Raw genomic sequence first — 13,967 nt, 5'->3', positions numbered from 1 at the left:
GGATACCGGGCCGCCCGGATACCCTAAGCGGCCAGCACGTGGCCTCGATCTGAGCGCTGACCTGGGCGCCGCCCCACGCCGACGCCCACCGCCGACTGGCAGCGGCGCGCCAGCCCCCGCCGGTCGGCGCCCGGTAGCTGCAGAGACTCCACGTGGACGTGCGCCAGGGTGCGGCGCTGGGTGATCAGCCGGCGCATCGCCGCCGCCAGGGTGTCGTCCCCGACGAAGGCCGGAGCGGTCGAAATCAGGCCGTCGACGTGGTGATATGTCAACCGCAGCGGCTGAACCGGGCGGCCGGCGTCGATCGCGGCCTGGAACATCGCCGGGTAGAACGAGCCGCAGGCCACCCCGCACCACGTGGTGCCCTCGGGAAAGGCCACCACGGTTTCACCGCCGCGCAGCCGGTCCGCGACGGTTTCCACCACGGCGGGCAACTGCCGCAGGCTGGACCGTTCGATCGGAATGATCTTCAGCAGCCGCTGCGTGAGCTCGCCGAACATGTCAGCGCGTGCGACGTACCAGCCGGGCAGCACCGCGCCGATGGAGAAGACGTCCAGCCAGGACATGTGCGGACCTACCACCAGGACGCCACGCAGGTTTCGGATCGGGGCACCCGACACGCTGATCCGGACCCCGAAAACGCGCAGCACCATCCGGCAGTAGAACTGCCGCACCCGCATTTGCCCCCGCCAGGGCACCAGCGCCATCGGCGCCCCCAGCAGCAGCAACACCACCAGCATGACGCGAAGGGTCACCCGCAGCACCACCACCAACCTCGACGAGGCGGGGGCGACCCCTACACAGCTGCTGTCGCACGTCGCGCGCGGCAGCCAGGCGTGGTCGGTGGTGACTGCGGGAGCGTTCATCGGTCGCCGCCCGCCATCTCCGAAGCCGCCGAGACCGACCGCAGTCGTCGCAGATATCGGGTATCGGCCTGGCGTTTGTTCAGCAGCACGCAGAAATCGCCGACACCGAAGTCGGGGTCAAGCGCCGGCTCGCCGCAGGATTTGGCGCCCAGCCGCAGATAGCCGCGCATCAGCGCCGGAACCGAAGGCCGTTGCGGCGGCGCGATCTCGTCAAGGGACTTGCCGTCCACGACGACCGGCCGGTGCGGGTACACCCGATACTCCGGGGGCGCCGCATGCCGGCTGCGCACGAAGTCGCGCACACCCCGAAGCTGGCTGCCCGGCGCGTCCTGCCCCGTTTCGGAATCGGCTTCGCTGCCGATCGGCACCGACACACACCCGATCACGTAGTCGTAGCCGTAGCGGTCCAGGTAGGCCAGAATCCCTGCCCACATCAACAGCACGACACCGCCGTTGCGGTGCCCGTCACGCACCACCGCACGGCCCATCTCCACCAGCGACGGCCGCAGCGGGTCGAGCGCGCCGAGATCGAATTCCGTCGCCGTGTACAGGCCCCCGGCCGCGATCGCGCCCGCCGGCGCCAGCATCCGGTAACACCCCACCAGCTCGCCGGTGTCGTCGTCACGAACCAGCAGGTGATCACAGAACTCGTCGAAGCGGTCCACGTCCCGGTCCCCCGCACCCGATTCCGGCAACGCGAAACCTGGCGTGCTGGTGAATACGTCGTACCGGAGCCGCTGCGCCGCCTCGACCAAACTGGGGTCTGTGGACAGCAACAGCGAGTAACGCGGCCCAGACGAGCTGGTCGCGGCTCCGTCCGGCGTATCACTCGGTATCAGGACAGAAGCAATGCTCATGGGAAACAACGTGGCGTAATCGAGGAGCGAATCGGCATCGGCGCTATGACGTGTTGGTGCACGCAAGATGACGAAATGTGTGCCCACGGTGAAGTGTGGCGTACGTAACGCTGACGCTCACCGTACGCAAGCGCCCGAGATAGCGCCAATACAATGCCGCGCCAGGCGGATTTGTCCGCGTATTCGTAAGAGCGGCAACGCAATAAACACTCGCACGTCGGTCGCTATTAACGTGCTCGCCAATTTCGAGCGAATCGGATACCCGAGTGCAGCGCGCCATGTTTGATGTAGGCGTGCTGCAGACCTCGAAGTTGAATATCCAAGCGCGGGCACAAGAAGATAGCCGACTGGCCAGCCTGCGTTACTACGCCGCGTGCAACCGACTGCCGTTCTTCAGGCGCGTCGAATCCGCTCCCGGTCCGACGTCGGTCATCGAAGGAAAGACTCGAATCATGTTCGGGTCGAACAATTCTCTGGGCTTGTGCGGCGATCGGCGATTGGTCGATGCGGCCAATCGGGCGACCGAACTGTATGGGCCGGCCTGTGGCGGCGCGCCTCCGCACTGCGGCACGCTGCGGGTCAAGGTCGAGCTCGAGGAGTTGTTGGCCGACTGGTACGGCACCGAAGCGGCGCTGGTCTTCAACAGCGGCTACTTGGCCAATGTCGGTGCCATCACTGCCCTATTGGGCGCGGCCGATCTCGCGTTCCCCGATAGCGAGGCCCACACGTCGCTGCACGACGGCATCCGGCTTTCGGGCGCCAGTTCCCGATACTTCGCGCACAACGACCTGAATTCGCTGGAACGCAACCTGATCCGCACCGCGGAGCGCGGCGGCACCAAGTTGATCGTGATCGACGGCCTCTACTCGATGCAGGGCGACGTGGCGCCGATGGAAAGCATTGTCGCGCTGGCCAACAAATACAATGTCGCCCTCTACGTCGACGAGGCGCACAGCCTCGGCGTCTTCGGGCCCAACCGAACCGGGATCGCCGAAGAATACGGTTGCGCCAAGGACGTCGACGTGTTGATGGGCAGCATGTCGAAAGCGATCGCGTCCACCGGTGGTTTCATCGTCGGCTCGCGCGACCTGATCGATGTGCTCCGATTACGTTCCAGCCAGCACATGTTCACCGCGACCGGGGCGCCGGCGGCGATGGCGGCCAGCATCGCCGGGATCGACATCATTCGCAGCCCGGAGGGCTCCCAGCGCGCCGAAGCGGTGCTGGCCAACGCCCGCGCCCTGCGCGACGGCCTGATGTCGCACGGCCTGCAGGTGCGGGCGGGCATCGTTCGTGCGGACGGCTCCCACGTCGTGGCCCCGCATGTATCGGTGTGGATCGGTCCGGAAGCGCGCGCGATCGCGGCCTGGAATGACGCATTCGACAACGGCGTCTTCTGCTCACTGGCGGTCGCACCCGCGGTCGGCGAGAACGACGCCCTGATGCGCTGCTGCGTGTCCGCCACCCACTCGCCGGCGCAGATCGACCGTGCCGTCGACGTCATCGCCTCGGCCGTGCTCAATGCTGAAGACACGAATAATTCTGGCGCATAAGGGATATGAGTAAATTCACTGACCGCATCGCAAAGGTGGCCGCGGATTCCGCGTTGGGCCTTCGCTTCGGCACCGCCGGCAATCTGCATTTCGCGAGCTGGCATGACATCAATCAGTCGGCGGGCAAGGTCGCGGGCCGGCTGGCCGCCGAGGGAGTCACGCGCGGGGCCAGGGTGGGCGTGCTGGCCGCCAACGCCGAAGATGTCGCACCCGTCGTCCAGGGCATCTGGAAACTGGGTGCGGCGATGACGATGCTGCAGCAACCCACGTCGCAAGCCGACCTCAGCGAGTGGCACGAGGGAACCCTGCGGGCGCTGAGCCTGCTCGAAGCGCACTGCGTGCTGGTGGGGCGGCCGTTCGTCGCGGTCGCGGACGCCCTGCGGGCCTCGGGATACCGGGTCATCGAGGTGCCCGACACGTGGGCCGGGGCCGACGCGGCCGAGGAGCCCACCGGCGAGGACGACGTCGCCATCTACCAGCTCACCTCGGGATCGACCGGGGATCCCAAGGCCGTGGCGATCACGCACGGCAACCTGTATGCCGATATCGCCGCCATGGTGGCCGAAGTCCGCATCGACGCGTGCGTCGACGTCACGATGAGCTGGCTTCCGCTCTCCCATGACATGGGCCTGATCGCCTATCTGCTCTCGCCGATGTTCGCCGGCAACGCGGCCGTGTACATACCGCCCACGGAGTTCGTCAAGTCACCGCTGGCCTGGCTGCAAATCCTCACCGAGCAGCGGGCCACCGTCACCGCGGCACCCAACTTCGCCTATTCGATCGTCAGCCGCAGGCTGCGGGCGGTCAGCGACGGCGCCTACGACCTGAGCGCGCTGCGCTGCGTGGTCTCCGGTGCCGAACCCATCGACCCGGTCACGATGTACGAGTTCGCCCAGCAGGCCGCGCGGTTCGGGATGCGGGTTTCGGCGATCGGCGCGGCCTACGGTCTGGCCGAAGCGACGGTCGCGGTGTCCTTCTCGCGGGTGGATCGACCGCTGGCGGTCGAGAACGTGTGCGCCGACGAACTGGAAACCCACGGCCGCGCGGTCACCGGCTGCGTCTGCGGGGCGCCCAAGAAGGAATTCGTCCTGCTGGGTCGTCCGATGTCCGGGGTTCAGGTCCGCATCGCCGACGAGGACCGGGGCACCCGGCCGGCTCGGCACCTGGGCGAGGTCGCCATCCGGGGCGACGCGGTGACCCGGCACTACCTGACGGCGCACGGCGAGGTGGCCGCCGTCGATGCGTACGGCTGGTTCTACACCGGCGACCTCGGCTACCTCACCGACGACGGCGAGATCGTGGTGTGTGGGCGCCGCAAGAACGTCATCATCGTCGCCGGCCGCAACATCTTCCCGTCCGACATCGAGCGACTGGCCGCCTCGGTCGACGGCATCAGGCGCGGTGGCGTTGTCGCGTTCGGGGTCACGCTCGCCGATCAGCGCGAGGAGATCCGGATCGTCGCCGAGACGGTCCAGGAGGATCCGGGCGAAGCCGCGCACGAGATCCGTCGTCAAATCGGCCGAAAGGTCCGCAGCGCAACGGGATTGAGCCCGACGGTGCTGCTGGTCGGCAAGGGCAAGGTTCCGAAGACACCGTCGGGCAAGATCCGCCACGTCGCGGCCAAAGAAATGTTCGGAGAGGTCTTGGGAGAGGTCTTAGGAGAGGTCTTAGGAGAGGTCTTAGGAGAGGTCGAAGCACTGTGAGTAGCGTCAATGATTCCGTCGTGTCGATCGTCACCCGGCTGGCGCCGGACCGGATGGCTCAGGTCACCGGCGACTCGCATCTCGTCGACGACCTGGGCTACGACTCGCCCCGCAAGATGGAACTGGTAGCAACCCTGGAAAGTCACCTCAAGATGCGGCTCAAAGACCCCGAGACGCCGCTGGACACCGTGGGCGAAGTCGTCGACTGGGTCAACGCCAACATCGGCGATTAGCCGGATCCGGCCGCGGGTAGGCCGTTGCGGTGAACAACGTCGCGGAGACCGGGCGAAGGTGGTGTTTCGCCGATCAGCTCGGCCCGCATTTCCTCGACCACCCCGACCAACCGGTGCTGCTGATCGAATCCCGAGCGGCGTTCGGCCGCCGCCGATTCCACCGTCGCAAGGCTCACCTCGTGCTGTCCGCACTGCGTCATCGGGCCGCGGAGCTCGGCGATCAGGCCGTGTTTCTGCAGACCCGCACCTATCGGGAGGCGCTGGACACGGTCACCGGTCCGCTCAGCGTCTGCCAGCCGACCTCCCGGGCCGCGGACAGCTTCGTGCGCTCGATGCCGGGAGTCGAGGTGTTGCCTGCGCGCGGATTCTGCACCGACCGTGCGCAGTTCGACGAGTGGGCACGCGGACAGCGCACGCTGTTACTGGAGAATTTCTATCGCGATGCACGCCGCCGGTTCGATCTGCTGATGGACGGGGACGAACCCGCGCAGGGACGGTGGAATTTCGACGCCGACAATCGCGAGCCGGCCCCGAAGAACACCGACACCTTGGGCATCACCGCGCCGTGGCAAGCCGAAGAGGACGAGATCGACGAGCAGGTGCGCGCGGATCTCGATCGCTGGGAGCGCGAGGGTGCAGTGGCCTTCGTCGGATGCGATGGGCCGCGCGAATTCCCGGTCACCGCAACAGAGGCCCAGTCGGCGTTGCAGATCTTTCTGCGAGATCGCTTGCCGCACTTCGGCCCTCACGAGGACGCAATGCTCAGCGGGGACCGCCTGATGGCTCATAGTTTGCTGTCCGCTCCGATGAACCTCGGTCTGCTCGACCCGCTGGAGTGCGCGTATGCGGCCGAAGATGCCTACCGTGGCGGGCATGCCTCACTCGGGAGTGTGGAGGGTTATGTCCGCCAGCTGATCGGCTGGCGTGACTACATCTGGCACGTGTATTGGCACTTCGGTGCCGACTATCGCCGTCGCAATGCACTGCAGGCGCAAGCCGGCTTGCCGGACTGGTTCAGCGATCTGGACGCCGACGCGGTACAAGCCCGGTGCCTGAGGGATGTACTGGCGCAGGTCCGCGATCATGGCTGGGTCCATCACATTCCGCGGTTGATGGTGTTGTCCAATTACGCGCTGCAGCGCGGATGGCATCCCGCCGCCGTCACCGATTGGTTCCACCGCTGTTTCGTCGACGGCTACGACTGGGTGATGGTCGCCAACGTCGTCGGCATGTCCCAGCACGCCGACGGCGGGCTGATGGCCACCAAGCCGTATGCCGCCGGCGGCGCCTACATCAACCGGATGAGCGACTACTGCGGCCAATGCCGGTATCACCCCTCCGAGCGCGTCGGCGAACTCGCCTGCCCGTACACCGCCGGCTACTGGTGGTTCCTGCACCGCAACCGGCGACGCCTGGAAGGCAACCGGCGAATGAACCAACCCCTGGCCGGGCTGCGGCGGTTGAAGGATGTCGACGAGGTCGTCGCGCAGCAGCGCCGGCTCGGGCAAGCGGCGCCCTAGCGTGCTCACCGTCGACAGAACGATCGCCGCGCCGCCGCCGGTGGTATGGGAGTTGCTGGCCGACCTCGACGCGTGGCCACGCTGGGGCCCGACGATCCGCCGGGCCCGGCTTGACGAGCCGTACGCAGAACTGGCGCTGCATGCCACCGGCACGGTGCAGACGTCGTTGCTGGTTGCGGCGCCGTTTGTGATCACCGAATTCGAGCCGGGCCGTTCCTGGGCGTGGCGGGTGGCCGGGATCCCCGCGACGCGGCATCGGGTGGACCCGGCTACCGACGGCACCCGGGCCAGCATGGAGGTGCCGTGGTGGGCGGCGCCTTATGCGACGGTGTGCGCGATCGCGTTGCGGCGCATCGACGAGATGCTGACGCGCGGGTAGACCGGGCACGCAAAACCCCCCGACGCGACGTGCGTGCGGGGGCGTTTGCGTGACGAAAGAATCAGCCCTTGCGGGTCTTGACCGCGTCGGTCAGCTGCGGCGCGACCTTGAACAGGTCGCCCACCACGCCGTAGTCGGCGATCTCGAAGATCGGCGCCTCTTCGTCCTTGTTGACCGCGATGATCGTCTTGGAGGTCTGCATGCCCGCGCGGTGCTGGATGGCGCCCGAGATGCCCAGCGCGATGTACAGCTGCGGCGACACCGTCTTGCCGGTCTGGCCCACCTGGAACTGGCCCGGGTAGTAGCCGGAGTCGACGGCCGCACGCGACGCGCCGACGGCCGCGCCGAGCGAGTCGGCCAGCTTCTCGACGACCTCGAAGTTCTCCGCACTGCCGACACCGCGGCCCCCGGATACCACGATCGTGGCCTCGGTCAGCTCCGGGCGGTCGCCGGCGACGGCGGGCTCACGCGAGGTGACCTTGGTGGCGTTCTCGGCGGGCGCCGGGACCTCGACCTTGACCTCTTCGCCGGCGCCGGCCTGCGGCTCCGCGTCGACCGCACCGGCACGGACGGTGATGATCGGGGTGTCGCCGTTGGCCTGCGCCTCGACGGTGAACGCGCCACCGAAGATGGAGTAGGTCGCCTTGTTGCCTTCCTTGACCTCGACCACGTCGACGAGCAGGCCGGACCCGAGCCGAGCCGCGAGCCGGCCGGCGATCTCCTTGCCGTCAGCGTTGGCGGCGAGCAAAACCGCTGCCGGAGAAGCGGATTCGACCAGCGAGGCCAGCACGTCGACGACCGGGGTGAGCAGGTACTTGTCGACGTCGTCGGACTCGGCGACGTAGATCTTGGCGGCGCCGGCCTCCTTGAGTCCGTCGGCCAGCGGCGCGGCGGTGCCCGGCGCGCCGACGACGACGGCGGACGGCTCGCCCAGCGCGCGGGCGGCGGTGATCAATTCGGCGGTGACTTTCTTGACCGCACCTTCGGCGTGCTCAACGAGCACCAGAACTTCAGCCATGGGTTATCTCGCTCTTCTCGTGTCTTGGGTGGGTGCTCGTGTCAGATGATCTTCTGGCCGACCAGGTACTTGGCGATGTCGTTGCCGCCCTCGCCCTCGTCGGTGACCTTCTCACCCGCGGTCTTGGGGGGCTTCGGCGTCGAGGACAGCACGGTGGACCCGGCGTTGGCCAGCCCGACCTCGTCGCTCTCGACGCCGATCTCGGCCAGGGTCAGCACCGTGACCTCTTTCTTCTTGGCGGCCATGATGCCCTTGAAGGACGGGAAGCGCGGTTCGTTGATCTTCTCGGTGACGCTGACCACCGCGGGCAGGGTGGCCTCCAGCGTGAAGACGCCGTCGTCGGTCTCGCGCTCTCCGGTGACCTTGTCGCCCTCGATGGACAGCTTGCGCAGGTGGGTCAGCTGCGGCAGGCCCAGGTACTCGGCGATGACCGCCGGAACCGCGCCGCCCGTACCGTCGGTGGCCTCGTTACCGGCGATGACCAGTTCGGTGCCCTCGATGGTGCCCAGCGCGCGCGCCAGGGCCCACCCGGTCTGGATGACGTCCGATCCGTGCAGGCCGTCGTCCTTGAGGTGCACGGCCTTGTCGGCACCCATGGACAGCGCCTTGCGGATCGCCTCGGTGGCGCGCTCGGGTCCGGCGGTCAGCACCGTCACCGAACCCTCACCGCCCTCACGCTCGCGGATCTGCAGGGCCTCTTCGACGGCGCGCTCGTTGATCTCGTCCAGCACGGCGTCGGCGGCCTCTCGATCCAGCGTGAAATCGCCGTCGCTCAGCTTGCGCTCCGACCAGGTGTCAGGGACCTGCTTGATCAGGACCACGATGTTCGTCATGAGTGTGGTTCGTCCTCCTCGAAGGAGTCCCGCGGCAGTGAGCAACGAGACTTTTCAGTACGTGTTTCGCAACGCACACGGGTGTTACTACTGGGTAACTTTGTGCGGCCTGCTCTCACACCATAGCGGGTCGTACTGCAGGTTCTTGCAGGCCCGCCTCCCCCCGCGACCCTGGCCTACCCGCTGAGCGGTTCGCGAATCCGGCACTTCGCGTTAGCCTCCCTATGCAATGAGCGCATTCGTCCCCGACGCCCCCCAGCACCCGCCCGCCGGCACAGCGCCGGAGGTCTTGCCTGCTAATCCGGGGGTGTTGACGCTGACGGGCGAGCGCACGATTCCTGACCTGGACATCGAGAACTATTGGTTCCGCCGCCATCAAGTGGTTTATCAGCGGCTGGCTAAGCACTGTGTGGACCGTGACGTGCTCGAGGCCGGATGTGGCGAAGGTTACGGCGCGGATTTGATCGCCGACGTCGCCCGCCGGGTGATCGCGGTGGACTATGACGAGGCAGCGGTGGCTCACGTCCGCAGCCGCTACCCCAGGGTGGACGTCATGCAGGCCAACCTGGCCGAGCTCCCGTTGCCGGACGCCTCGATGGACGTCGTGGTGAATTTCCAGGTCATCGAACACCTGTGGGACCAGACCCAGTTCGTCAAGGAATGCGCGCGGGTGCTGCGGCCGTCCGGGTTGCTGATGATGTCGACGCCCAACCGCATCACCTTCTCCCCCGGCCGCGACACCCCGATCAACCCGTTCCATACCAGGGAATTGAACGCCGACGAGCTGACCGAGTTGCTGGTCGACGCCGGGTTCACCCGGGTGGCGGTCAGCGGCCTGTTCCACGGCGCCCGCCTGCGCGAAATGGATTTGCGTCACGGCGGTTCGATTATCGAGGCGCAGATCGCACTGGCGGTGGCCGGCGACGAGGGAGTGCCATGGCCGCCGCAGCTGGCCGCCGACGTCGCCGCGGTCACCATCGACGACTTCGAGCTCGTCGGCGCCGGGGACCGGGACACGCATCCTATTGACGACAGCCTGGATCTGGTCGCGATTGCGGTGCGGCCGTGAGCAATTCCGCGACACCGGTGCCCGGCATGTTCACTCTGGTGCTGCATACCCACCTGCCGTGGCTGGCCCACCACGGCCGCTGGCCGGTCGGCGAGGAATGGCTGTACCAATCGTGGGCCGCGGCTTACCTGCCGCTGCTGCGCGTGCTGCGCACCCTGGCCGACGAGGATCGCCACCGGTTGGTCACCCTCGGGGTCACCCCGGTGGTCAACGCGCAACTCGACGACCCGTACTGCCTCGACGGCATGCATCACTGGCTGGCGAACTGGAGGCTGCGGGCGGCCGAGGCCGCCAGCGTGCGGTCGATCCCCAAGTCGAAGTCGGCCGGCTACCAATCCTGCACACCGGAAGCGTTGCGGGAGTTCGGAATTCGCGAGTGCGCGGAGGCGGATCGGGCGCTCGAGGATTACGCCACGCTGTGGCAGCACGGCGCCAGCCCGCTACTGCGCAGCCTGATCGACGCCGGAACCGTGGAGTTGCTCGGCGGCCCGCTGGCCCACCCCTTCCAGCCGCTGCTCGCCCCGCGGTTGCGTGAATTCGCGTTGCGCGAGGGCCTGGCCGACGCGCAGCAACGGCTGGCATACCGCCCCGGCGGCATCTGGGCGCCCGAGTGCGCCTACGCCCCGAGGATGGAACGCGACTACGCCGGCGCCGGGATCACCCACTTCATGGTCGACGGTCCCTCGCTGCACGGCGACACGGCGCTGGGACGACCCGTCGGTGACACGAATGTCGTGGCGTTCGGGCGCGACCTGCAGGTCAGCTACCGGGTGTGGTCGCCGAAATCCGGCTACCCCGGCCACGCCGCGTACCGCGACTTCCACACCTACGACCACCTCACCGGGCTCAAGCCGGCGCGGGTCACCGGACGCAACGTGTCCTCGGATGCCAAGGCGCCGTATGACCCCGAGCGCGCCGAGCGCGCGGTGGACGTGCATGTCGCCGACTTTGTCGACGTCGTGCGCAACCGGCTGCGCAGCGAGTCCGAGCGCATCGGGCGCCCGGCTCACGTCATCGCCGCCTTCGACACCGAACTGTTCGGCCACTGGTGGTACGAGGGCCCGACGTGGCTGGCCCGGGTGCTGCGGGCGTTGCCCGCCGCCGGAGTGCGGGTCGGCACGCTGTCCGATGCGCTGGACGGCGGATTCGTCGGCGAGTCGGTGGCGCTGCCGCCCAGTTCGTGGGGCTCGGGCAAGGACTGGCAGGTGTGGGCCGGGGAGCAGGTGGCCGACCTGGTCCAGCTCAACACCGAGGTCGTCGACACCGCCCTGAGCACCGTGGACAAGGCACTGTCGCAGAACTGCGACGGCCCGACCCCGCGCGACCGCGTCGCCGACCAGATCCTGCGGGAGACGCTGCTGACGGTGTCCAGCGACTGGCCGTTCATGGTCAGCAAGGACTCCGCCGCCGACTACGCCCGCTACCGCGCCCATCTGCACGCGCACGCCACCCGCGAGATCGCCGGGGCGCTGGCCTCGGGCCGCCGCGACACCGCGCAACGGCTGGCCGACGGATGGAACCGCGCCGACGGTCTATTCGGCGCGCTGGATGCCCGAAGGCTGCCGCGATGACAGCCCGGCGCCGAGTCTGCAGCGGTGGCGCCGAGACTGCGGCCACGGTGTGCTTCGGAGCCAAATCCACGCCGTGGGCGCAGTCTCGGCGACAAGGGGGCTGCGCGTGAAAGTCCTGATGGTGTCCTGGGAGTACCCGCCGGTCGTGATAGGCGGCCTGGGCCGTCACGTGCATCACCTGTCGACCGCGCTGGCCGCCGCCGGCCACGACGTGGTGGTGCTGTCGCGCCGCCCGACCGGCACCGACCCCAGCACGCACCCGTCCTCCGACGAGATCAGCGAGGGTGTACGGGTGATCGCCGCCGCCCAGGATCCGCACGAATTCGCTTTCGGCACAGACATGATGGCCTGGACCCTGGCGATGGGGCACGCGATGATCCGCGCCGGGCTCGCACTCAAGAAACCGGGCACGCAGCGATTGTGGCAACCCGACGTGGTGCATGCGCACGATTGGCTGGTTGCCCATCCCGCCATCACGCTCGCCCAATACTACGACGTACCAATGGTTTCCACGATCCACGCGACCGAGGCCGGCAGGCATTCGGGCTGGGTTTCCGGAGCGATCAGCCGTCAGGTGCACGCGGTCGAATCGTGGCTGGTGCGTGAATCCGATTCGCTGATCACATGTTCGGCGTCGATGAGCGACGAGATCACCGAACTGTTCGGACCCGGCCTGGCCGAAACTACGGTGATCCCCAACGGAATCGACGCGGCCCGTTGGCCATTCGCGCTGCGGCGCCCCCGCACCGGGCCCGCCGAACTCCTCTACGTGGGGCGGCTGGAGTACGAGAAGGGTGTGCACGACCTGATCGCCGCGCTGCCGCGGATCAGGCGCACCAACCCGGGCACCACGCTGACCATCGCCGGCGACGGAACCCAGCAGGACTGGCTCGTCGAGCAGGCCCGTAAACACCGGGTACTCAAGGCAACTCGCTTCGTCGGGCACCTGCACCACGATGAACTGTTGGCGGCGCTGCACCGGGCCGACGCCGCGGTGTTCCCAAGCCATTACGAGCCGTTCGGGCTCGTGGCCTTGGAGGCCGCCGCGGCCGGCGCGCCCTTGGTGACCTCCAACATCGGCGGCCTGGGTGAAGCGGTGATCAACGGGCAGACCGGGGTGTCGTGCGCGCCGCGCGACGTGACCGGACTGGCCGCGGCGGTGCGCACGGTGCTCGACGATCCGGCCGCCGCGCAGCAGCGTGCTCGCGCCGCCCGCGAGCGGCTCACCTCAGACTTCGACTGGCGCACCGTCGCCGGGCACACCGCGCAGGTGTATGTGGCGGCCAAGCGCGGCGAGCGTCAGCCGTTGCCCCGGCTGCCGATCTCCGAGCACGCGCTGCCCGACCGCTGAGTCTCACGCGTTGTCGATGCCGATCGAATAGGCGCAATAGCGCCAAAGGCGTTCGCGCTCACGCTCGCCGTGTCTGGTCAACGGCAGATAGTGCTCAGGGCGGGGCCGCCGGTCATGCCAGAAACCACCGCTGGGTGGCGCCGGTTCGGTGGCGGCCAGCCAGATCGCGGTGTCGGCTCCCTGTTCGGGCGTGCGCAGCAGCGGACCGGTGAGCGCCCGGAAACCGGGAAGCGACGTGGCCACCCCGGGCGTATCGGCCCACCCGGGGTGCATCGAATAGACGCGGATGCCGTCGTCGGCCCAGTGGCGGGACAGGATCGGCGTCAACGCCACCTGCATCCGCTTGGTCCGTGCGTACGCGGTGACCCCGCTGTACGGCTCGTCGGAGTACTCGGGGTCGTCGGCGGGCAGCGACTGCGTGTACATCCCGCCCGAGGACATGAAGATCACCCGCGGGTTCTCGGCGCCGCGCAGGACCGGAAGCAAGCACTCGGTCAACAGCACCGGCCCCAGCACGTGGGTGGCCAGGGTGACCTCATGGCGATCGGCGGTCTCGGCCCGCTGCGGCGGCAACACCCCGGCGTTGTGGATCAGCACGTCCAATTCCCACACCCGCGCGGACAACTCAGCCGCGAAGGCACGCACTGCGGAGAGGTCGGCGACGTCGCACACCTCCACCTGCACGTCGGCCTCGGGGTTGGCGTCGACGATCTCATTTCGGGCCAGCTCACCGCTCGTCTCGTCGCGCACCGTCAACAGCACGCTCGCTCCCAACTCCGCCAGGCCTGTCGCAATCGCCTTGCCGATGCCCCGGTTGGCCCCGGTGACGAGCGCCGTTTTTCCCTTCAGCGCGTGCGGCGCTGGGTCGTCTGGCCATCCCAGGCTGCGCAGTTGATAGCCGACACGGGTATAGCCTCCGACGATCGACCGGTCCAGAGCGGTGTCGAGCAGGGACCGCAGGGCGCCGTTAATACTCATGCCGTCTGAGTTACCCACCACGGCGCAAGGCATGCC

The 13,967-nt window shown here is 68.0% G+C and carries 13 protein-coding genes; 8 read left to right on the top strand and 5 right to left on the bottom strand.

Annotated features, from left to right (window positions below; genetic code table 11):
• Positions 1-23 precede the first annotated feature (23 nt).
• Both MAAFP003_RS08020 and MAAFP003_RS08015 read right to left on the bottom strand, forming a co-directional pair.
• A complete protein-coding gene (locus MAAFP003_RS08020) occupies positions 24-866 on the bottom strand; it encodes a lysophospholipid acyltransferase family protein (protein WP_096285908.1) in 843 nt (280 codons plus the stop codon).
• The gene (locus MAAFP003_RS08015) at positions 863-1,723 is read right to left on the bottom strand and encodes a GNAT family N-acetyltransferase (protein ID WP_096285906.1); all 861 of its coding nucleotides are present in this window, start codon (positions 1,721-1,723) and stop codon (positions 863-865) included. The genes MAAFP003_RS08020 and MAAFP003_RS08015 overlap by 4 nt, the downstream gene beginning before the upstream one ends.
• Before the next feature lie 278 nt (positions 1,724-2,001).
• On the opposite strand from MAAFP003_RS08015, the gene MAAFP003_RS08010 reads away from it, so the two are divergent.
• From MAAFP003_RS08010 to MAAFP003_RS07990, 5 genes are read left to right on the top strand one after another with little or no spacing between them, the layout of a single operon-like run.
• Entirely contained in the window at positions 2,002-3,276 is a 1,275-nt protein-coding gene (locus tag MAAFP003_RS08010; RefSeq protein ID WP_243393828.1) for an aminotransferase class I/II-fold pyridoxal phosphate-dependent enzyme, read from the top strand.
• Positions 3,277-3,281: 5 nt separating this feature from the next.
• Positions 3,282-4,979 (top strand): fatty acyl-AMP ligase, encoded by a 1,698-nt coding sequence (locus MAAFP003_RS08005; RefSeq protein ID WP_096285902.1) that lies wholly within the window; start codon positions 3,282-3,284, stop codon positions 4,977-4,979.
• On the top strand, positions 4,976-5,212 hold the full coding sequence (locus MAAFP003_RS08000; protein ID WP_096285900.1) for an acyl carrier protein: 237 nt from the start codon (positions 4,976-4,978) through the stop codon (positions 5,210-5,212). The genes MAAFP003_RS08005 and MAAFP003_RS08000 overlap by 4 nt, the downstream gene beginning before the upstream one ends.
• Positions 5,213-5,241: 29 nt before the next feature.
• Positions 5,242-6,732, top strand: coding sequence for a cryptochrome/photolyase family protein (locus tag MAAFP003_RS07995; RefSeq protein WP_096285898.1), 1,491 nt, complete (start codon positions 5,242-5,244; stop codon positions 6,730-6,732).
• A gap of 1 nt (position 6,733) precedes the next feature.
• Positions 6,734-7,111, top strand: a complete 378-nt coding sequence (locus tag MAAFP003_RS07990; RefSeq protein ID WP_243393825.1) for an SRPBCC family protein — start codon at positions 6,734-6,736, stop codon at positions 7,109-7,111.
• 61 nt (positions 7,112-7,172) lie between these two features.
• Here the strand turns inward: MAAFP003_RS07990 and MAAFP003_RS07985 are convergent, their stop codons facing one another.
• Entirely contained in the window at positions 7,173-8,129 is a 957-nt protein-coding gene (locus MAAFP003_RS07985; RefSeq protein ID WP_096285894.1) for an electron transfer flavoprotein subunit alpha/FixB family protein, read from the bottom strand.
• Positions 8,130-8,170: 41 nt separating this feature from the next.
• A complete protein-coding gene (locus MAAFP003_RS07980; RefSeq protein WP_096285892.1) occupies positions 8,171-8,962 on the bottom strand; it encodes an electron transfer flavoprotein subunit beta/FixA family protein in 792 nt (263 codons plus the stop codon).
• A 229-nt stretch (positions 8,963-9,191) separates the two neighbouring features.
• On the opposite strand from MAAFP003_RS07980, the gene MAAFP003_RS07975 reads away from it, so the two are divergent.
• From MAAFP003_RS07975 to MAAFP003_RS07965, 3 genes are all read left to right on the top strand, one after another.
• Positions 9,192-10,031, top strand: coding sequence for a class I SAM-dependent methyltransferase (locus MAAFP003_RS07975; protein ID WP_096285890.1), 840 nt, complete (start codon positions 9,192-9,194; stop codon positions 10,029-10,031).
• Complete coding sequence (locus MAAFP003_RS07970) at positions 10,028-11,602, top strand: 1,4-alpha-glucan branching protein domain-containing protein (protein WP_096285888.1); 1,575 nt, start codon at positions 10,028-10,030, stop codon at positions 11,600-11,602. The genes MAAFP003_RS07975 and MAAFP003_RS07970 overlap by 4 nt, the downstream gene beginning before the upstream one ends.
• Before the next feature lie 106 nt (positions 11,603-11,708).
• Complete coding sequence (locus tag MAAFP003_RS07965) at positions 11,709-12,953, top strand: glycosyltransferase family 4 protein (protein WP_096285886.1); 1,245 nt, start codon at positions 11,709-11,711, stop codon at positions 12,951-12,953.
• A gap of 3 nt (positions 12,954-12,956) precedes the next feature.
• Here the strand turns inward: MAAFP003_RS07965 and MAAFP003_RS07960 are convergent, their stop codons facing one another.
• Complete coding sequence (locus MAAFP003_RS07960) at positions 12,957-13,931, bottom strand: SDR family NAD(P)-dependent oxidoreductase (RefSeq protein WP_096290966.1); 975 nt, start codon at positions 13,929-13,931, stop codon at positions 12,957-12,959.
• Between the last annotated feature and the right edge of the window lie 36 nt (positions 13,932-13,967).

Origin of the sequence: Mycobacterium ahvazicum, from assembly GCF_900176255.2 — a bacterium.
GTDB classification, from domain to species: domain Bacteria; phylum Actinomycetota; class Actinomycetes; order Mycobacteriales; family Mycobacteriaceae; genus Mycobacterium; species Mycobacterium ahvazicum.
Note: the sequence above shows the minus strand (reverse complement) of the source record. Positions and strands in the feature narration are given on the sequence as shown.